Source organism: Pseudomonas sp. R3-18-08, assembly GCF_003852065.1.
Lineage (GTDB): Bacteria > Pseudomonadota > Gammaproteobacteria > Pseudomonadales > Pseudomonadaceae > Aquipseudomonas.
In genome coordinates this window covers 3,587,161-3,606,090 of sequence record NZ_CP027729.1, presented here as the reverse complement: position 1 = coordinate 3,606,090, position 18,930 = coordinate 3,587,161, and the positions used below count along the sequence as shown (strand labels likewise).

General features: G+C 61.0%; 13 protein-coding genes. 8 read left to right on the top strand and 5 right to left on the bottom strand.

The window, feature by feature from the left end:
* Positions 1–21 precede the first annotated feature (21 nt).
* The 4 genes from clpX to C4J92_RS16440 all read left to right on the top strand — a co-directional run bounded on the left by clpX (position 22) and on the right by C4J92_RS16440 (position 6,420).
* Positions 22–1,305 (top strand): ATP-dependent Clp protease ATP-binding subunit ClpX, encoded by a 1,284-nt coding sequence (clpX, locus tag C4J92_RS16455; RefSeq protein WP_010209414.1) that lies wholly within the window; start codon positions 22–24, stop codon positions 1,303–1,305.
* 190 nt (positions 1,306–1,495) lie between these two features.
* Positions 1,496–3,892 carry an endopeptidase La gene (gene lon, locus C4J92_RS16450; RefSeq protein ID WP_124363385.1) on the top strand — a complete coding sequence of 799 codons (2,397 nt, stop codon included), beginning with the start codon at positions 1,496–1,498 and terminating at the stop codon, positions 3,890–3,892.
* A 149-nt stretch (positions 3,893–4,041) separates the two neighbouring features.
* On the top strand, positions 4,042–4,314 hold the full coding sequence (locus C4J92_RS16445) for an HU family DNA-binding protein (protein WP_003174819.1): 273 nt from the start codon (positions 4,042–4,044) through the stop codon (positions 4,312–4,314).
* 231 nt (positions 4,315–4,545) lie between these two features.
* On the top strand, positions 4,546–6,420 hold the full coding sequence (locus tag C4J92_RS16440) for a SurA N-terminal domain-containing protein (protein ID WP_124404609.1): 1,875 nt from the start codon (positions 4,546–4,548) through the stop codon (positions 6,418–6,420).
* 81 nt (positions 6,421–6,501) lie between these two features.
* Here C4J92_RS16440 and nhaA read toward each other — a convergent pair whose 3' ends face one another.
* Entirely contained in the window at positions 6,502–7,845 is a 1,344-nt protein-coding gene (gene nhaA / locus C4J92_RS16435; protein WP_124404608.1) for a Na+/H+ antiporter NhaA, read from the bottom strand.
* A 233-nt stretch (positions 7,846–8,078) separates the two neighbouring features.
* Between nhaA and C4J92_RS16430 the strand changes: the two genes are divergently transcribed.
* Positions 8,079–8,903: a DUF2242 domain-containing protein gene (locus C4J92_RS16430; protein ID WP_124404607.1), complete on the top strand. Its 825-nt coding sequence runs from the start codon at positions 8,079–8,081 to the stop codon at positions 8,901–8,903.
* A gap of 1 nt (position 8,904) precedes the next feature.
* On the opposite strand, the gene aceE is transcribed toward C4J92_RS16430, so the two are convergent.
* Positions 8,905–11,565: a pyruvate dehydrogenase (acetyl-transferring), homodimeric type gene (aceE, locus tag C4J92_RS16425; protein ID WP_124404606.1), complete on the bottom strand. Its 2,661-nt coding sequence runs from the start codon at positions 11,563–11,565 to the stop codon at positions 8,905–8,907.
* A gap of 145 nt (positions 11,566–11,710) precedes the next feature.
* Between aceE and C4J92_RS16420 the strand changes: the two genes are divergently transcribed.
* Complete coding sequence (locus tag C4J92_RS16420; RefSeq protein ID WP_124404605.1) at positions 11,711–12,181, top strand: MarR family winged helix-turn-helix transcriptional regulator; 471 nt, start codon at positions 11,711–11,713, stop codon at positions 12,179–12,181.
* Between the two features lie 29 nt (positions 12,182–12,210).
* Here the strand turns inward: C4J92_RS16420 and C4J92_RS16415 are convergent, their stop codons facing one another.
* The 3 genes from C4J92_RS16415 to C4J92_RS16405 form a co-directional block, all read right to left on the bottom strand.
* Positions 12,211–13,218 (bottom strand): pyruvate dehydrogenase, encoded by a 1,008-nt coding sequence (locus C4J92_RS16415; protein WP_124404604.1) that lies wholly within the window; start codon positions 13,216–13,218, stop codon positions 12,211–12,213.
* A 332-nt stretch (positions 13,219–13,550) separates the two neighbouring features.
* Entirely contained in the window at positions 13,551–14,585 is a 1,035-nt protein-coding gene (locus C4J92_RS16410; protein ID WP_124404603.1) for an AraC family transcriptional regulator, read from the bottom strand.
* Between the two features lie 4 nt (positions 14,586–14,589).
* Positions 14,590–15,720: a carbon-nitrogen hydrolase family protein gene (locus C4J92_RS16405; RefSeq protein ID WP_124404602.1), complete on the bottom strand. Its 1,131-nt coding sequence runs from the start codon at positions 15,718–15,720 to the stop codon at positions 14,590–14,592.
* A 211-nt stretch (positions 15,721–15,931) separates the two neighbouring features.
* Between C4J92_RS16405 and C4J92_RS16400 the strand changes: the two genes are divergently transcribed.
* Positions 15,932–17,971, top strand: coding sequence for an NADPH-dependent 2,4-dienoyl-CoA reductase (locus tag C4J92_RS16400; RefSeq protein ID WP_124404601.1), 2,040 nt, complete (start codon positions 15,932–15,934; stop codon positions 17,969–17,971).
* Between the two features lie 68 nt (positions 17,972–18,039).
* A complete protein-coding gene (locus tag C4J92_RS16395) occupies positions 18,040–18,930 on the top strand; it encodes a 1-aminocyclopropane-1-carboxylate deaminase/D-cysteine desulfhydrase (protein ID WP_124404600.1) in 891 nt (296 codons plus the stop codon).

Genomic DNA, 18,930 nt, shown 5'->3' with positions numbered 1-18,930 from the left:
TATCGGATTTGGATCGAACGAATGACTGACACCCGCAACGGCGAGGACAACGGCAAGCTGCTCTATTGCTCCTTCTGTGGCAAAAGCCAGCATGAAGTACGCAAATTGATTGCCGGCCCCTCGGTGTTTATCTGCGACGAATGCGTCGACCTGTGCAATGACATCATCCGCGAGGAGGTGCAGGAAGCCCAGGCCGAGAGCAGTGCGCACAAACTCCCATCGCCTAAAGAAATCAGCGGCATCCTTGACCAGTACGTGATTGGTCAGGAGCGTGCAAAGAAGGTTCTGGCCGTAGCGGTGTACAACCACTACAAGCGCTTGAACCAGCGTGACAAGAAAGGCGACGAAGTCGAACTCGGCAAGAGTAACATCCTGCTGATCGGTCCTACAGGCTCGGGTAAAACCCTGCTTGCGGAAACCCTCGCTCGCCTGCTGAACGTTCCGTTCACCATTGCCGACGCCACCACCCTCACCGAGGCTGGCTACGTGGGTGAAGATGTCGAGAACATCATTCAGAAACTGCTGCAGAAGTGCGACTACGACGTAGAGAAGGCCCAGATGGGTATTGTCTACATCGACGAAATCGACAAGATCTCGCGCAAGTCGGACAACCCGTCCATCACTCGGGATGTTTCCGGTGAAGGCGTGCAGCAAGCACTGTTGAAGCTGATCGAAGGCACGGTCGCTTCGGTACCGCCCCAGGGCGGCCGTAAGCACCCGCAGCAGGAATTCCTGCAGGTCGATACGCGTAACATCCTGTTTATCTGTGGCGGTGCGTTCTCCGGGCTGGAAAAGGTTATTCAGCAGCGTTCCACCCGTGGCGGCATCGGTTTCAGCGCGGAAGTGCGTAGCAAGGAAGAAGGCAAGAAGGTAGGCGAGTCCCTGCGTGAAGTCGAACCTGACGATCTGGTCAAGTTCGGCCTGATCCCGGAATTCGTCGGTCGTCTGCCGGTCCTGGCGACGTTGGACGAGCTGGATGAGGCGGCTTTGATTCAGATCCTCACCGAGCCGAAAAACGCCCTGACCAAGCAATACGCCAAGCTGTTCGAGATGGAAGGTGTGGACCTCGAGTTCCGTACCGACGCGCTCAAATCAGTGGCCAAGCGGGCATTGGAGCGCAAGACCGGTGCACGTGGTCTGCGTTCGATCCTCGAAGGCGTGTTGCTCGACACCATGTACGAAATCCCCTCGCAGTCCGAGGTGAGTAAGGTGGTGATCGACGAAAGCGTTATCGAAGGCAAGTCCAAGCCACTGTATATCTACGAAAACAGTGAGCCGGCTGCCAAGGCTGCACCTGACGCGTAAGCGTCTTTGCAGTGGTAGTACAAGCAAGGGGCCTTTCGGGGCCCCTTGTTTTTTTCGGGTGTTTTTGCGTGGTGGTAGATTAAATCGCGTTTATTCATGCGTTTAAGTGCTGGCATTGCGCTTGTTTTTTTTGCAAGCAACCCCCATCTTGGTTTCAAGCTTATTTTTCAACTGTCATAGAGGCGAAATCATGAAGACAACCATCGAATTGCCTCTCCTGCCGTTGCGTGATGTCGTCGTCTATCCGCACATGGTTATCCCGCTGTTCGTGGGGCGCGAGAAGTCTATCGAAGCCCTCGAGGCCGCGATGACGGGCGACAAGCAGATCCTGCTGTTGGCCCAGAAGAATCCTGCTGATGATGATCCAGGCGAAGACGCCCTGTATCGGGTCGGCACCGTTGCGACTGTCCTGCAATTGCTCAAGCTGCCTGACGGTACCGTCAAGGTACTGGTGGAAGGCGAACAGCGCGGCGCAGTCGAACGTTTCATGGAGGTGGACGGCCACCTGCGCGCCGAAGTGGCGCTGATCGACGAAGTCGAAGCCCCTGAACGTGAATCCGAAGTGTTCGTGCGCAGTCTGCTGTCGCAGTTCGAGCAGTATGTGCAACTGGGCAAGAAAGTCCCGGCTGAAGTCCTCTCGTCGCTCAACAGCATCGATGAGCCAAGTCGCCTGGTCGACACCATGGCCGCGCACATGGCGCTGAAGATCGAGCAGAAGCAGGACATTCTCGAAATCATCGATCTGTCGGCCCGTGTCGAACATGTGCTGGCGCTGCTGGATGGCGAAATCGACCTGCTGCAGGTTGAGAAGCGCATCCGCGGCCGCGTGAAGAAACAAATGGAGCGCAGCCAGCGCGAGTACTACCTGAATGAGCAGATGAAGGCCATTCAGAAAGAACTCGGCGACGGCGAGGAAGGCCATAACGAAATCGAAGAGCTGAAAAAGCGTATCGATGCCGCCGGCCTGCCGAAAGACGCGCTGACCAAGGCCACGGCCGAGCTGAACAAGCTCAAGCAAATGTCGCCGATGTCGGCCGAAGCCACTGTGGTTCGTTCCTACATCGATTGGCTGGTGCAGGTGCCGTGGAAGGCTCAGACCAAGGTACGCCTGGACCTGGCCCGCGCCGAAGAAATCCTCGATGCCGACCACTACGGCCTTGAAGAGGTCAAGGAACGTATCCTTGAATACCTCGCGGTACAAAAGCGCGTGAAGAAAATTCGCGGCCCGGTGTTGTGCCTGGTCGGTCCGCCTGGGGTGGGTAAAACCTCGCTGGCCGAGTCGATTGCCAGTGCGACCAACCGCAAGTTCGTGCGCATGGCCCTCGGCGGCGTGCGTGATGAAGCGGAAATTCGTGGCCATCGCCGGACTTACATCGGTTCGATGCCAGGAAGATTGATTCAAAAGATGACAAAAGTGGGCGTGCGCAACCCGCTGTTCCTGCTCGATGAAATCGACAAGATGGGCAGCGACATGCGTGGCGATCCGGCGTCGGCGTTGCTGGAAGTGCTCGATCCCGAGCAGAACCACAACTTCAACGACCATTACCTGGAAGTCGACTACGACCTGTCTGACGTCATGTTCCTGTGCACCTCCAACTCCATGAACATTCCGCCAGCATTGCTGGACCGGATGGAGGTGATTCGTCTGCCGGGTTACACCGAAGACGAGAAGATCAACATCGCCGTCAAATACCTCGCGCCCAAGCAGACTGCGGCCAACGGCCTGAAGAAAGGCGAGATCGAGTTTGACGTTGAAGCCATTCGTGACATCGTGCGCTATTACACCCGCGAGGCCGGTGTACGGGGTCTCGAGCGTCAGATCGCGAAAATCTGCCGCAAGGCAGTCAAGGAACATTCGCTGGAAAAACGCTTCTCGGTGAAGGTGACGGCCGACGCGCTGGAGCATTTCCTGGGTGTGCGTAAATTCCGCTACGGCTTGGCCGAGCAGCAGGACCAAGTAGGGCAGGTGACTGGCCTGGCATGGACCCAGGTGGGCGGCGAGTTGCTGACCATCGAAGCTGCCGTGATCCCGGGCAAGGGCCAGTTGATCAAGACCGGCTCTCTCGGCGATGTGATGGTCGAATCGATCACCGCCGCGCAGACCGTGGTGCGCAGTCGCGCCAGGAGCCTGGGTATTCCCCTGGACTTCCACGAGAAGCACGACACCCATATTCACATGCCGGAAGGCGCTACGCCGAAGGACGGCCCGAGCGCCGGTGTAGGCATGTGCACGGCGCTGGTGTCGGCATTGACCGGTATTCCGGTGCGCGCCGATGTGGCGATGACCGGGGAAATTACCCTGCGCGGCCAGGTATTGGCCATCGGTGGGCTGAAAGAGAAATTACTCGCTGCACACCGGGGTGGAATCAAGACCGTGATCATTCCCGAAGAGAATGTTCGCGACTTGAAGGAAATTCCTGACAATATCAAGCAGGATCTTCAGATTAAACCGGTTAAATGGATTGACGAAGTCCTGCAAATTGCGCTGCAATACGCGCCGGAGCCCTTGCCGGATGTGGCTCCGGAGATTGTCGCGAAGGACGAAAAGCGCGAGTCGGATTCCAAGGAAAGAATTAGCACGCATTAAGGTGTTGAAGCCTGGGGGGCTTCCTTGACAGCTTTTTAGAGCCCTTGTTATAAAGCGGCTCTTAAGTGTCTGTAGGCCATTCAGCACTGGTTTTTGCTTTTTACCAAAAAACTTAGAATCATACTCATAGATATATAAGGGGACTTAGAGTGAACAAGTCGGAACTGATTGATGCTATCGCTGCATCCGCTGATATCCCGAAAGCTGCTGCCGGCCGTGCGCTGGACGCAGTAATCGAATCCGTCACTGGCGCTCTGAAGGCCGGCGACTCCGTGGTACTGGTAGGCTTCGGTACTTTCTCTGTGACTGACCGCCCAGCTCGCACTGGCCGTAACCCACAGACCGGCAAAGCACTGCAAATCGCTGCTGCCAAGAAACCAGGTTTCAAAGCCGGTAAAGCCCTGAAAGAAGCCGTTAACTAAGCTTCGATCAAGCCTTTGCTTACCCGGGTCGGACGCAGGTCTGGCCTGGCAGCGGAGCGGTAGCTGACCCACGTATCCATTGGGTCGCCACGCCGGGGGTCAGAGTTAAAACCCCCGTCCGCTCCGCCAGTTACGAGAAGGCGCATCCTCGGATGCGCCTTTCTTCTATCCGGATTCTACCCACGCTCCACGGTTGCCTATTTTTGATGTTCAACCGTTTCTGGGGGACGCATGCTGCAAAATATCAGGGACAATTCACAAGGCTGGATTGCCAAGACCATTATCGGGATCATCGTCGCATTGATGGCGTTCACCGGTATCGAGGCTATTTTCCAGGCTTCGGGTAATAACAAGCAGGACGTGGCCAAGGTCAACGGTGAGGAAATCACCCAGACCGAATTGAGCCAGGCCGTCGATATGCAACGGCGCCAGCTGATGCAACAACTGGGCAAGGATTTCGATGCTTCCCTGTTGGACGAAAAACTGCTGCGCGACGCGGCCCTCAAGGGCCTGATCGATCGCAAGCTGCTGCTGCAAGGCGCTGCTGATGCCAAGTTCGGTTTCTCGGAAGCGGCCTTGGACCAGGTGATCCTGCAGACGCCGGAGTTCCAGGTGGACGGCAAGTTCAACGCCGAACGCTTTGACCAGGTGGTCCGCCAACTGGGCTATACCCGCCTGCAATTCCGTCAGATGCTGACCCAGGAAATGCTGATCGGCCAGGTTCGCGCAGGTATTGCTGGCAGTGGTTTCGTGACCGATGCCGAGGTGCTGGCATTTGCCCGTCTGGAAAAACAGACCCGCGATTTCGCCACCGTCAACGTTAAAGCTGACCCGGCAGCGGTGAAACTCACCGATGACGAAGTCAAGGCTTACTACGACCAGCACGCCAAGGAGTTCATGACCCCGGACCAGGTGGTCATCGACTACCTGGAGCTGAAGAAGTCGTCGTTCTTCGACCAGGTCACCGTCAAGGACGATGAACTGCAGGCTGCCTACGAGAAAGAAACCGCCAACCTCGCTGAACAGCGTCGTGCCGCGCACATTCTGATCGAGGTCAACGACAAGGTCACCGAGGCGCAAGCCAAGGCCAAGATCGAAGACATCCAGGCGCGCCTGGCCAAGGGCGAGCAGTTTGACGCCCTGGCCAAGGAGTTCTCCCAGGATCCGGGTTCGGCCAGCAATGGCGGCGATCTCGGGTTTGCCGGTCCTGGCGTCTACGATCCAGACTTCGAGACGGCGCTGTACGGCCTCAAGCAGGACCAGGTGTCGGTGCCGGTGCGCACGTCCTTCGGTTGGCACTTGATCAAGCTGCTGGGCGTTGAAGCACCCGAGGTGCCATCGTTCGCCAGCCTGAAAGACAAGCTGACCCGTGAGCTCAAGACCCAGCAGGTTGAACAGCGGTTTGTCGAAGCGACCAAGCAATTGGAAGATGCGGCGTTCGAAGCGTCCGACCTGGCCCAGCCGGCGTCCGATCTTAAGCTGACCGTACACACTTCCGCGCCGTTCGGCCGTGAAGGTGGCGAAGGCGTCGCGGCCAACCGTGCCGTGGTCACCGCAGCGTTCAGCCCGGAAGTGCTGGATGAGGGTGCCAACAGCAGCGCCATCGAGCTCGACCCGGAAACCATCATCGTGCTGCGCGCCAAAGAGCACCTCAAGCCTGCCCAGATTCCGCTGGAAAAGGTTGCCACGGCGATTCGCGCACAGATGACCAAGGAGCGTGCAAGCGCTGCCGCCAAAGCCCATGCCGACGAGCTGATCGCCGGCCTGCGTGATGGCAAGATCGCCCTGAGCCAGCCGATTGACGGCCAGGCCTGGAAGGTGACTGAAGCCGCTACCCGTGGCCAGGAAGCTGTCGACCCTGCCGTGCTGCAAGCGCTGTTCCGCATGCCCAAGCCTGCAGGCAAGGACAAGCCGACCTTCACCACCGTCAGCCTGCGCGATGGCAGCCAGGTGATCGTGCGCTTGAATGGCGTCAACGAAGCTGCTGCGCCTACGGACGAAGAAAAGGCGCAATACCGCCGCGCCCTCGCTTCGCGTATTGGCCAGCAGGATTTTGCGGCCTACCGCAAGCAGCTGGAAACCCAGGCAGACATCAAGAAGTTCTGATGCCGGCTTGAATGAAAAGACCCCGTCCTGAAAAGGCCGGGGTCTTTTTTTGCGCTTGTTAAAGCCCGCGACGCTTCTTTCTCAAGTCCGCTTGCCCGAGAACTTGAGCTTGCCCCAGCTCAGGCCGATGACCGCCGCCAGGGTCGAGGCCGTCAATACGCTCAGCTTGGCCGCCGCCAGCAAAGCCGGGTCGGAGAAGGCCAGGGAAGAGATGAAGATCGACATGGTGAAACCAATCCCCGCCAGCAGACCCACCAGGCCCACACCTGTCCAGGTAACGCCGTCCGGCAGCTTGCAGAGGTTGAGCTTGACCAGCGTGAAGCTCGCCAGCATCACGCCGATGGGTTTGCCCAGCACCAGGGCGAAGATGACGCCCATGAACACACCGTGGGGCAGGGGATCGTCCAGGTTGAAGCCGCTCAGGCTGACACCCGCGTTGGCCAGGGCAAACAACGGCATCACGCCGAACGCCACCCACGGGTGCAGCGCCGATTGCACCCGCTGCACTGGCGGTAATATTTCCCGCTGTGCTTCGCGCAATTGCTTCAACGGCTGGGTAACGTGCCCTGGGCCTTCAGGCGACTGGGAAAAGCGCTCCATCAATTCATTAAGCGTGCGGCCTATGGTGTCCAGCGGGCGCTCGGTGGTGGGCTTGGAGTTGACCGGCGTCATCAACCCCAGGATCACGCCGGCGAGCGTCGGGTGAACGCCGGTCTTGAGCAGGCCGAACCACACAATCGCCCCAGGCAATAGGTAGATCGCGGCCTTGCCGATGCCCATGCGCTGGAAAACCAGCACCAGCGCCAGCCCGGCGACGGCAATCACCAGCCCCATGTAATCGAGGCTGGCGGTGAAGAAAACGGCAATGATCAGGATCGCCACGATGTCATCGATAATCGCCAGGGCCAGCAGCAAAATACGCACGCCGCTGGGGATCGACTTGCCCAACAGTGCCAGCACGCCGACGGCAAAGGCGATGTCCGTCGCGGTGGGCACGGCCCAGCCACTGGCGGCGGCGGTGCCGTGGTTGAGCAGGGTGTAAATGAGCGCCGGCATCAGTACGCCGCCCAGCGCAGCGCCCAATGGCAGCGTGGCCAGCTTGAGGTTGGCGAGCGCGCCGTCCTTGATTTCCTGACGGATCTCGGCGCCCACCACCAGGAAGAAGATGGTCATCAGGCCGTCGTTGACCAGGAAATGCAGGGAGCGCGACACGCTGTATTCGCCCAACCCAAGGGTGATCGGCGTGTTCCAGAAGTGCTCATAGGTGTCGGCCGCCGGGCTGTTGGCCCAGATCAATGCGACGATGGCAGCCAGCAGCAGAACAATGCCGCTGACGGCTTCAATCCGTGAAAAGCGCTCAAGGGCCGACAGTGCGCCCTCGGTCAAACGCTGGGAGCGAGGGATGGCGGGGTGTTTATCAGGCACGACAAATCTCCATTGGCGGCCCGACCAACGCTTATCCTTTAACCTGCGCTGTGCCGTATGCAGCAGCGCACCCAGCGCGATAATAGGAAGTTGGGGAATAAGTTGTAAACAAACTTGTCATAGTCAGCGGCACCGGTCCCAAAAGCCTGTGACGTTTTACCGACAGGAATGCGCGCGCCAACGCCTCGTTCTGTTGCACAATACCGCCCGGACTGTTTTTCTCAGGATTTTCGATGTCGACATCATTTCACTTGCGAAACCTAGGGTTGGCGCTGGTGCTGGCGGGCGTGGCGGGTTGCTCGTCGCCCAAGACCGCTATTTACGAACATGAGAATTTCGACGATTCCGGTACGTTTTCCCGCGACTACCCGGTGAGCGATGTAGCGGCCTGTGAAGCCGCGCGCCGCGCCCTGCTGAGCCAGGGCTATATCATCACCAGCAGCGACCCGAAGCTGGTGGCCGGTAACAAGAGTTTCCAGCAGACCGGCGAAAGCCACCTGCAGATCAGCTTCAACGTGGTGTGTGCCGCGGATGGCAAAGGCAGCAATCATTCGACGATGTTTGCCAACGCCTTGCAGGATCGCTATGCGCTGAAGAAGGTCAACAACTCCGCGAGTCTCGGGGTAGGGGTACTGGGTTCGGTGTCGATGCCGATCGGCTCCACCGATGACTCGATGGTCAAGGTGGCGAGCGAGACCGTTTCGGCGCCCAAGTTCTATGAGCGTTACTTTGCGTTGGTGGATGTGTTCCTGCCCCAGGAAGTGAAGCAGGCTGCGCACATCCCCGAAAAACCCAAGGATGAGCTTGGCATGCCTGAACCCAAGGCCGCACCGGCCGCTGAGAAGGTCGAGGCGCCCCAGGAGACACCTGCAACGCCTGCCGCTGCGCAACCGCTCGCACCGCCAGCCGAGGCCGCGCCGATCGCGCCAAGCGTAGCGCCGGAGCCCGTACCGGACACCGCTCCAGCCCCGGCAGCAGAACCCGCGCCGGCGCCGACCAACCCGAACCTGCCAGCGCCGACGGAGGCGATTCCACCCCTGCCAACGCCTGCGCAGTGACTCACACCGCTACGGGGTCTGCCTTGTCGGCATTGATCCCGTAGCGGCTGATGGCCTCCACGACTTTGTCACGGCCTATCACGCCGTCATCTGCCAGTGCCTTCAGAGCAGCCAGCACGATGAAGTGTCGATCCACTTCAAAAAACTCGCGCAACGCTTCCCGCGTATCCGACTGCCCGAAACCATCGGTTCCCAACGCCACGAAGCGGCGGTTGTGTACGAAAGGGCGGATCTGGTCTGCGAATAATTTCATGTAGTCCGTTGCCACCACCACCGGCCCGGTTTGACCGACGAGGCACTGTTCCACGTAGCTCAGGCGTGGCTCACCCTCCGGATGCAGCAGGTTCCAGCGCTCCGTTGCGTGCCCGTCACGGCGCAGCTCGGTCAGGCTGGTGGCGCTCCATACATCACTTTGCACGGCAAAATCCTGCTCAAGCAGGGCCGCTGCGGCAATCACTTCGCGCAAAATCGAACCGCTGCCCATCAATTGCACTTTTGCGTCGGGGTGTGTGCTCAACGGGTACATACCTTTGAGAATGCCATCCTCCACGCCTTCGGGGATCGCCGGGTGCGGGTAGTTTTCATTGAGCAGGGTGATGTAGTAGTAGATGTCCTCCTGCTCGACATACATACGGCGCATGCCCTCGCGAATGATCACCGCCAGTTCGTAGGCAAAGGTCGGATCATAGGCCACGCAGCACGGAATCACTGACGCCAGGATATGGCTGTGCCCGTCGTCATGTTGCAAGCCTTCGCCCATCAGGGTAGTGCGCCCGGCCGTGGCGCCCAGCAGAAAACCGCGGGCCCGCGCATCACCGGCCGCCCAGGCCAGGTCGCCGACGCGCTGGAAGCCGAACATCGAATAGAAAATATAGAAAGGCACGGTCATCAGGCCGTGGTTGCTGTAGGACGTACTCGCCGCGATCCACGAGGAAATGGCACCCGATTCATTCAGGCCTTCCTGCATGATCTGTCCGTCCTTGCTCTCTTTGTAGTAGCTCAGTTGCCCAGCGTCCTGCGGGGTGTACAGCTGGCCGACGGCGGAGTGGATGCCGATCTGTCGGAACAGGCTTTCCATGCCGAAGGTGCGCGACTCATCCGGCACGATGGGGACAATCAGCTTGCTCAGATGTGGGTCCTTGAGCAGCGTGCCGAGGATGCGCACGAACGCCATGGTGGTGGAAATTGCGCGCTCGCCGGTGTCCTTGAGTTGAGTGGCGAATGCGGACAGCGGCGGGATCGTCAACGGCGCGACGCTGCTATGCCGAGCGGGCACATAGCCGCCCAAGGCCTGGCGTCGGGCGGCAAAGTAGCGGGCTTCGACACTGTCGGCGGCGGGTTTGAGGTAGGGGATTTCGTCGAGCTGGTCATCGGCCACTTCCAGCCCGAAGCGGTCGCGGAAGGCTTTCACCGCGTCGGCCCCCATCTTTTTCAATTGATGGTTGATGTTCTGGCCTTCGCCGGCTTCGCCCATGCCGAAGCCTTTTACGGTCTTGGCCAGGATTACCGTAGGCTGGCCCTTGTGCCGCACGGCGGCGGCGTAGGCGTTGTAGACCTTGTCCGGGTCATGCCCGCCCCGTGAGAGTTTCCAGATATCGTCGTCGGACATATCTGCAACCAGTGCCAGCAGCTCCGGATATTTACCGAAGAAATGTTCGCGTACGTAGGCGCCATTCTGGGATTTGTAATTCTGATAGTCGCCGTCCACGCATTCCATCATGCGTTGGCGCAGCAGGCCGCTGTGGTCCTTTTCCAGCAGCGCATCCCAGCCACCGCCCCAGATTACCTTGATCACATTCCAACCGGCGGCGCGGTACAGGCTCTCGAACTCCTGGATCACCTTGGCATTACCGCGCACCGGGCCGTCAAGGCGCTGCAGGTTGCAGTTGACCACAAAGATCAGGTTGTCGAGTTTTTCACGGCCCGCGACGGAAATGGCGGCCAGGGATTCCGGCTGATCCATTTCGCCATCGCCCAGGAACGCCCAGACCTTGCGCCCCTGGTGTGGCTTGAGATCACGAAACTCCAGGTAACGCATAAAGCGCGCCTGATACGCGGCAGTGATCGGCCCGAGCCCCATGGAAACCGTAGGGAATTGCCAGAAGTCCGGCATCAGCCGTGGGTGAGGGTATGACGAGAGGCCTTCGCCGCCGGCCTCGCGGCGAAAGTTATCCAGTTGGGCTTCGTTGATACGGCCTTCCAGATATGCGCGGCCATAGATGCCAGGGGAGGAATGGCCCTGGATGTACACCAGGTCGCCGTCGAACGTGTCAGTTCGGCCTCGGAAGAAATGGTCGAAGCCTACGTCGTACAGCACGGCGGCTGACGCATAGGTCGCGATATGCCCACCCACCCCGGAGTGTTTGCCTGCACGCAATACCATCGCCATGGCATTCCAGCGGATAAATGCGTTGGTCCGGCGTTCGATTTCCAGATTGCCGGGGTAGGGCAGCTGGCGATCGACGGCAATGGTATTCACGTATGGGGTGGTCACCCGTCCGTAAAAATCGCCGTGGCGCGCGACGTCGAAATCCAGCAACTGATCGATCAGGTAGTGGGCGCGGGGGCGACCTTCGGCCGACAGCACCGATTCGATGGAGTCCAGCCACTCGCGGGTTTCCTGCGGATCGTTGTCCAGGGACGCGGCGTTATTCGGGTTCATATGAGGCTCCAGGGTAAGCGGATTCCAGGCGGCGAACGCCTTGTGGGCGTGGCGCATTTATAGTTGCAATTGCAACGACATGTCCGAATTTAGCCCGGGATGAGCTACTATTGCAACCTTCTTGAAATTCCCCGGATGGTGTTGCATGTCGTCGAAAGAGCCTGATGTATGGTTCCGTTTTGTCAGGGCTCACAGGACGGTCATCCGTGAGATCGAGCGCCGGTTGGCCGAGGCGCAACTGCCGCCGTATGCCTGGTACGACGCGTTGTGGGGACTGGAGAGCGGTCCTGAGGGCACTCGCCGTATGCATGAACTGGCCGATGTACTGGCCATCGAGCGTTACAACCTCACGCGTCTGGTTGATCGTCTGGAGAAAGACGGCCTGGTGGTGCGCTCGCGTTCCGACGGTGATGGCCGGGCGGCGTTTGCCTCGATCACCGAGGCGGGCCGCACCCTGCGCAAAAAAATGTGGAAAATCTACGAAAGCACCGTGGACGAGCTGTTCCTGTCGCAGATCGAGCCCGAGCATCGCCAGGCCTTTGCCGATGCGCTGGAGCGTACGGCGGGATTGGCGATGGGTGCCGCTGTGCAAACCCGAGGCCGGCGCAAAACCTGATGAGGTGAAGGGAACGGCTGCATTCCTGGTCATTTCAAGTGATAGCGCTGCAGAGCGTTTTCCACCCTTTGTGTGTCCAGATGCCCCTCATCGGCCAACGCTTTGAGCGCCAACACCGCAATCCAATACCGATTCGGTGCTGCCGCCTGCACTGAGCCTGCGCCCAGCGCCACGAAGCGTGTATCCACATGCGCCGCCAACTGATCGACAACTGCCTGCGGGTAGCCGGTGACGGCAACCACCGGGGCCCGGCTCCCCGCCAGGCAGTCGCGCAGATGGCAGCTACGCCTGGGCGCATGCGGATGCAGGCGGTTCCAGCGCTCAGCGGCCGCCGCTTCGCGGGCCAACCGGGTGTAACTGGGGCAACTCCAGACGTGCGCCGCAATGCCCCATTCATCTTCCAGCAACTGCGCGGCGTGCATGACTTCCTCCAGTGCCTGCCCGGCACCGAGCAGGCGCACTGCCGCCCCTGCGCACGGTCGCCGCACGGAGTACATGCCCTTGACCGTGCCTTCACGGTCCAGCGCCTGCGGTGCGATGGCACTTTCTTGGTCATGCAACGCCAGGTAATAAAACCCCGGCGAGCCATCGACGTATAACGTGCGCAACCCCGCCAGCACGATCGCCTGTGCTTCTTCGCCTGAGGCGGGGTCGTAGGGCGTGCAGCGTGGATTGGCCGACAGCCACAATGGCAACGACGGCTGCGCGCCCTTCGGCCAAGGCGATGGCTGGGTTTCGCTGTCGTTGCACAAGATGCCGCGCTGGGCGGTCTGGTCTGACAATGCGCACAGTTGCGCGGACGACGTCACGCTGTGCAGGTAGAGCAGCGGTTTTTCGCCGGTGTTGCGCGCAAACCAAGTGGGCCAGCTGCCCACGCGCCGGCTACGTGACTGCCCGCGAATCACCCAGGCTTGGCGGCTCGATTCCAAGGTGTTGGCCATGGTCATGACCGTGTACAGCGGCGAGTTGCGCGCGTGCGCGCAGGGGGTGAGTGCGTCGATGCACAATTGCGCTGCATTCGCGGTAGAGGCGGGCATGGGCGTGGCTCCTGACAACAGAGGGCCTACCCTAATGGAATTCGACTTGTAATTGCAATTGCAATGATTGCAATTGCGCGCCAGCGCTAATCCGCTAAATCTGTCCGCCGCCGACACGTTTAATTTTTGAGTGCAGGAGCGTCATGGCACAGACATTTTTTCGTCATGACGGCACTTTAGGCTGATCGTGCAGGTCATTAATCGTGCGGCCGCGTTTAACTCAACAAGGAGTCCCCCATGGACGATTACCAGGAAGAACTATTGGAGTACCAGGCATTCGAATTCGACCCGCTGGATCCGGTCGACGATGCCACCGAGCTGTAAGCCCGACTTCAGGCGGAATGCCGCTGACTGCGGCGAAATTCCCCTGGGGTCTGGTTGTTCCAGCGCCTGAAGGCGCGTTGGAAGGCTTGGGCTGAGGCGAAACCGAGCAAGTAGGCGATCTCGCCGAAAGCCAGTTCCGTATCGCGAATGTAGGTCATGGCCAGATCGCGGCGGGTGTCGTTGAGAATCGCACGGAACTGGGTGCCCTCATCGGCCAGTTTGCGGCGCAGTGTCCAGGTAGGCAGCTTCAAGCGTGCCGCCACTTCTTCCAGGTCGGGTTCCCGGCCGCCATTGAGCATCGGCCCGAGCAACCGGGTAATGCGCTCGCGCAGGCTGCGGGTGCGGGTCAGTTGCTCCAGTTCCCGCTCACACAGTTGCAGCAGCAGCTGCCAGGTACTCGGGCAGTGGTGCGGGTTGCGCAGGGCGAGGGTGGGTTGGCTGAGGCGCAGTTGATTGTTCTCGGCACCGAACTGCACCGGTGCGGCCCCCAGCACGTCATACCGCTCACTGTACTCGGGAGCGTCGAACTCGATTTCGATGCGCTGGGCCTGCACCCTTTGTTGCGCCAGGCTCGACAGTTGATGCAGCCAGCCGGCGATGATCGAGTCCACCACAAAGCGGTTGTAGGCGTTGTAGGGGCTGATCGAATAGAACCGCAGCCAGGCGCCTTCGGCGTCCTCATGAAAACTCGATTGCCCACGGTAGTTGGAGCCATACAAGGGTTCGAAACGCGTCAGCGTACGCGCGGCTTCGCGCACATTCGGTGCCTGGGCCGCGGTGACACCGGCGAGTCCGGCCTGGCTCAGGCGGCTGAGCTGGCCCATGCGCAGGCCCAGCCCCGCATCGCCGGTCAGTTGGATGGCCGCATGGCCCAGGCGCATATAGCGCGGTATCGACAAACGCGCGCCCGCTTCGGCCAGGCGGGCGGGGTCCAGGCCGTATTGCAGCAGCAGCGGTTGCGGGTCCAAGCCGTGGCTGTGCACGGCATCGGCCAGGGTGTGCACGAAGCCCACCGACAAATCCCCCAGGCGCACCGGCTTCACGCGGTTACAGCCAAATATTCAGCAGGCGCGCACCACGGGCATCGCCATCGGCGAACAGTTGCCCGTTGCGGCTGAGGAAGCTTTGCCCGGCGCTGCCCAGGTCCCAGAACTGCCCACGCAAGAACACGCTCATGCCCGCCGTGGCTTGGCTGATCGGTGGCTGGCTGATCAAAGTCAGGCGGCGCCAGGCTTCGCCCTCACTGGTTTCTTCGGGCTTGAGGCTGACTTCCGAAGGCGTCGACACGCTCTTAAAGCCGCGCCACGGGCGGTCCCAGGTGTCGCGCCCGGTCACGTAGGCCGGCACTGCAATCAATTGGGCGCCTTGATCGTTGAGCTTGCGGTAGTTATCCGGGTACCAGCTGTCGCTGCCGATCAGGATGCCCAGGCGCCCGGCCGGGGTGTCGACCACGCTGACGATGTTTTCATCGCCCGGCTCGATAAAGCCGCGTTCGTCGTAGATCGGGTACAGCTGACGTTGCGGCTGGCCCAGGGGCAAACCATCGGCGGCAAACACCAGGCTGACGTTGTACAGCGCGCCGTGGCCGACCTGCAGTTGCCCCAGGCTGACACTCGGGTTGGGCAGGGCGATGGAGCCGGCCACCAGGGTCACGCCGAACTCCTTGGCCAAGCCGCCAAACAGCACTTGGTAATCGCGCGCCATGCCCGGCGCTTTCATGCGCAAATACGCATCGTCCATGCGGTTCTCGCCGGTGGCGCTGATCCAGGCGCGCATGAACTGCACCGGGTTGCTGATCGACAACCAGTTCATCGCGTCCCTGAGATGAGGCGCCTGGTACAGCTCGTTTTTCTCGCCGCCCAGCATCAGCCAGGTGCCGATGTGCTCGGGCAGCACCACGATGGTCTTGTCGTTGATCAAGCCCAGCTCACGGGCCTTTTGCAGATAGGCCGAGAGCTTCAAGTGCAGGCGTTCCAGGCTCTGGTAGTCGGCAGGGAACAGCTCCGGCTGGATGCCCAGCAGGTTGCCACGCTCGGCCGGCTGGCCTTCGTTGACGGCGAGGGTGATGCGCAGGTCTGACAGGTAATGCCCCACGGGGCGCTCCTGGGTCCAGACCAGATACGCGGCAAGGGCGGCAACCAGGGCCATGGAGACGGTGAACACGAGTAATTTACGCATGGGGCAACAGACAACACACCGGGGGCAGGGTTCGCGACTAGGGTAGGGCCCATGGCCTGGCTTGCCAAGGGGTGCTGTGCATTTGGATCAATAACTTGTCAGTTTCAGTCATTGAGCGGTAGGTGATCGACTCTTAGTCTGTGGGACATAAACCGATGGGGTGCCATTCGAGCCCTCCACGTCCCGTGATGATCCGTTGTGGAGCTGTACCATGACCGCTGCTGCCTACCCGCATTTGCTGGCCCCGTTGGACCTGGGTTTTACCACCCTGCGCAACCGCACCCTGATGGGCTCCATGCACACTGGCCTGGAAGAAAAGCCCGGCGGTTTCGAGCGCATGGCGGCTTACTTCGCCGAGCGTGCCCGTGGCGGCGTCGGCCTGATGGTGACCGGCGGCATCGGCCCGAACGATGAAGGCGGCGTGTATGCCGGTGCGGCCAAGCTGACCACCGACGAAGAAGCGCAAAAACACAAGATCGTCACCCAGGCCGTGCACGACGCCGGTGGCAAGATCTGCATGCAGATTCTGCATGCCGGGCGTTATGCCTACAGCCCCAAGCAAGTGGCGCCGAGCGCGATCCAGGCGCCGATCAACCCGTTCAAGCCCAAGGAGCTGGACGAGGAGGGCATCGAGAAGCAGATCCAGGATTTCGTCACCTGCTCGCTGCTGGCCCAGGTCGCCGAGTACGACGGCGTGGAAATCATGGGTTCTGAAGGCTACTTCATTAACCAGTTCCTCGCCGCCCACACCAACCACCGCACCGACCGTTGGGGCGGCAGCTTTGAAAACCGCATGCGCCTGGCCGTGGAAATCGTGCGCCGGGTGCGTGAAGCGGTAGGCCCGAATTTCATCATTATCTTCCGCCTGTCGATGCTCGACCTGGTCGAGGGCGGCAGCGTCTGGGACGAAGTCGTGCAGCTGGCCAAGGCCATCGAGCAGGCCGGTGCGACCCTGATCAACACCGGCATCGGCTGGCATGAAGCGCGCATTCCGACCATCGCCACCAAGGTGCCGCGCGGGGCGTTCAGCAAGGTCACCGCCAAATTGCGCGGGGCGGTACAGATCCCGTTGATCACCACCAACCGCATCAACACCCCCGAAGTCGCCGAGCAGATCCTCGCCGAAGGCGATGCCGACATGGTCTCCATGGCGCGGCCGTTTCTTGCCGACCCGGAGTTCGTCAACAAGGCCGCGGCCGGGCGCGCCGACGAGATCAACACCTGCATCGGCTGCAACCAGGCGTGCCTGGACCACACCTTCGGCGGCAAGCTGACCACTTGCCTGGTCAACCCGCGGGCGTGCTATGAAACCGAGCTTAATTACCTGCCGGTCAAGCAGATCAAGAAAATCGCGGTAGTCGGTGCCGGCCCCGCAGGCCTGGCGGCGGCAACGGTGGCCGCCGAGCGCGGCCACCAGGTGACGCTGTTCGATTCCGCCAGCGAGATCGGCGGCCAGTTCAACATCGCCAAGCGTGTGCCGGGCAAGGAAGAGTTCTTTGAAACCCTGCGTTACTTCAAGCGCAAATTGCAGACCACCCATGTCGAGCTGTGCCTCAACACCCGTGTCGACGTGGCGCAACTGGTGGCGGGCGGTTATGACGAGGTGATCCTCGCCACCGGTATCGCGCCGCGTACCCCGGCGATCCCCGGTGTGGAACACGCCAAGGTGCTGAGTTATCTGGATGTGATCCTCGAGCGCAAGCCGGTGGGCAAGCGTGTGGCGGTGATCGGCGCTGGCGGCATCGGGTTCGACGTGTCGGAATTCCTGGTGCATCAGGGCGTGTCTACCAGCCTGGACCGTGAAGCGTTCTGGAAGGAGTGGGGCATCGACACCCAGCTTGAGGCCCGTGGCGGTGTCGCCGGGATCAAGCCCGAGCGGCATGCACCGGCGCGTGAGGTATTCCTGCTGCAACGCAAGGCGTCCAAGGTCGGCGACGGCCTGGGCAAGACCACCGGCTGGATCCACCGCACCGGCTTGAAAAACAAACAGGTGCAGATGCTCAACAGCGTCGAATACCTGAAGATCGATGATGACGGCCTGCACATCCGCATCGGCGCCGAGGGCGAGCCCCAGGTGCTGGCGGTGGACAACATCGTCATCTGCGCCGGCCAGGACCCGCTGCGCGAACTGCACGACGGCCTGGTCGCCGCCGGGCAGCATGTGCACCTGATTGGCGGTGCCGATGTGGCGGTCGAACTGGACGCCAAGCGCGCCATCAACCAGGGCTCGCGTCTCGCCGCCGAGCTTTGAAGCACAGACGCTGTGAAGCACAGGAGCGGTGGTAGACTGCCGCTCTTTTTTCAGGCAGATGCGCCCTCATGGGTCCTTTCGACTGGCTCCCCCAGGCTCCCCTTGAACCCGTGCGACTGGACTGGCTGCAGGGCGTCGAGTTGGCCGTACTGCGCCTGGACCGTATCGACCCGCTGATCAGCGGCAACAAATGGTTCAAGCTCAGCGGCCACCTGGCCCAGGCGCAACAGGCCGGCGCCAGCGGCATCATCAGCCTCGGCGGGGCCTACTCCAACCATCTGCACGCACTGGCGGCGGCGGGCAAGCGCTTTGGCTTCGCCACCGTCGGCCTGTTGCGCGGCCATGCCCAAGACACCCCCACCGTGCTCGACCTGAAAGCCTTCGGCATGCACCTGCATTGGCTGGGCTATGGCGGTTATCGCGAGCGGCATGCGCCGGGGTTCTGGTTGCCTTGGCATGAGCAGTATCCGCATTTGTACCCGGTGCCCGAAGGCGGTGGCGGATTGACTGGAGCGTTGGGTTGCGCGGTATTGCTCGAACAGGCGCGGGCGCAATTGGCGAACCTGGGCTGGGCCGACTACGACGCCTGGTGGCTGGCGGCCGGCACTGGCACCACCCTGGCCGGCCTGGCGCTGGCCGAGGCGGGCGCGCATGCGGTGTACGGGGCGATGGCGGTGCCGGCTGATCACGGCGTGGCGCAGAACGTCAATGCCATCGTGCAGCACGGCTACCACTTGCTTGACGCCAGCCGTGGCGGCTTTGCCAGCGTCGACCCGCTATTGCTCGAATTCATCGACAGCACGCAACAGGCGTGTGGCATACCCCTGGAGCCGCTCTACACCGGCAAGGCGCTGCTGGCGCTGAAGCAGCAGATCGACGCCGGACGGTTTGCGGCCGGCACTCGGTTGATCTTCATTCACACTGGCGGCTTGCAAGGCCGCCGAGGCTTCAACGCCTAG

Bases quoted from the DNA above. Each gene is read 5' to 3' on its own strand.
- clpX (WP_010209414.1), top strand. From the start codon at position 22: ATGACTGACACCCGCAACGGCGAGGACAACGGCAAGCTGCTCTATTGC.
- lon (WP_124363385.1), top strand. From the start codon at position 1,496: ATGAAGACAACCATCGAATTGCCTCTCCTGCCGTTGCGTGATGTCGTC.
- C4J92_RS16440 (WP_124404609.1), top strand. From the start codon at position 4,546: ATGCTGCAAAATATCAGGGACAATTCACAAGGCTGGATTGCCAAGACC.
- C4J92_RS16430 (WP_124404607.1), top strand. From the start codon at position 8,079: ATGTCGACATCATTTCACTTGCGAAACCTAGGGTTGGCGCTGGTGCTG.
- aceE (WP_124404606.1), bottom strand. From the start codon at position 11,565: ATGAACCCGAATAACGCCGCGTCCCTGGACAACGATCCGCAGGAAACC.
- C4J92_RS16420 (WP_124404605.1), top strand. From the start codon at position 11,711: ATGTCGTCGAAAGAGCCTGATGTATGGTTCCGTTTTGTCAGGGCTCAC.
- C4J92_RS16415 (WP_124404604.1), bottom strand. From the start codon at position 13,218: ATGCCCGCCTCTACCGCGAATGCAGCGCAATTGTGCATCGACGCACTC.
- C4J92_RS16405 (WP_124404602.1), bottom strand. From the start codon at position 15,720: ATGCGTAAATTACTCGTGTTCACCGTCTCCATGGCCCTGGTTGCCGCC.
- C4J92_RS16400 (WP_124404601.1), top strand. From the start codon at position 15,932: ATGACCGCTGCTGCCTACCCGCATTTGCTGGCCCCGTTGGACCTGGGT.
- C4J92_RS16395 (WP_124404600.1), top strand. From the start codon at position 18,040: ATGGGTCCTTTCGACTGGCTCCCCCAGGCTCCCCTTGAACCCGTGCGA.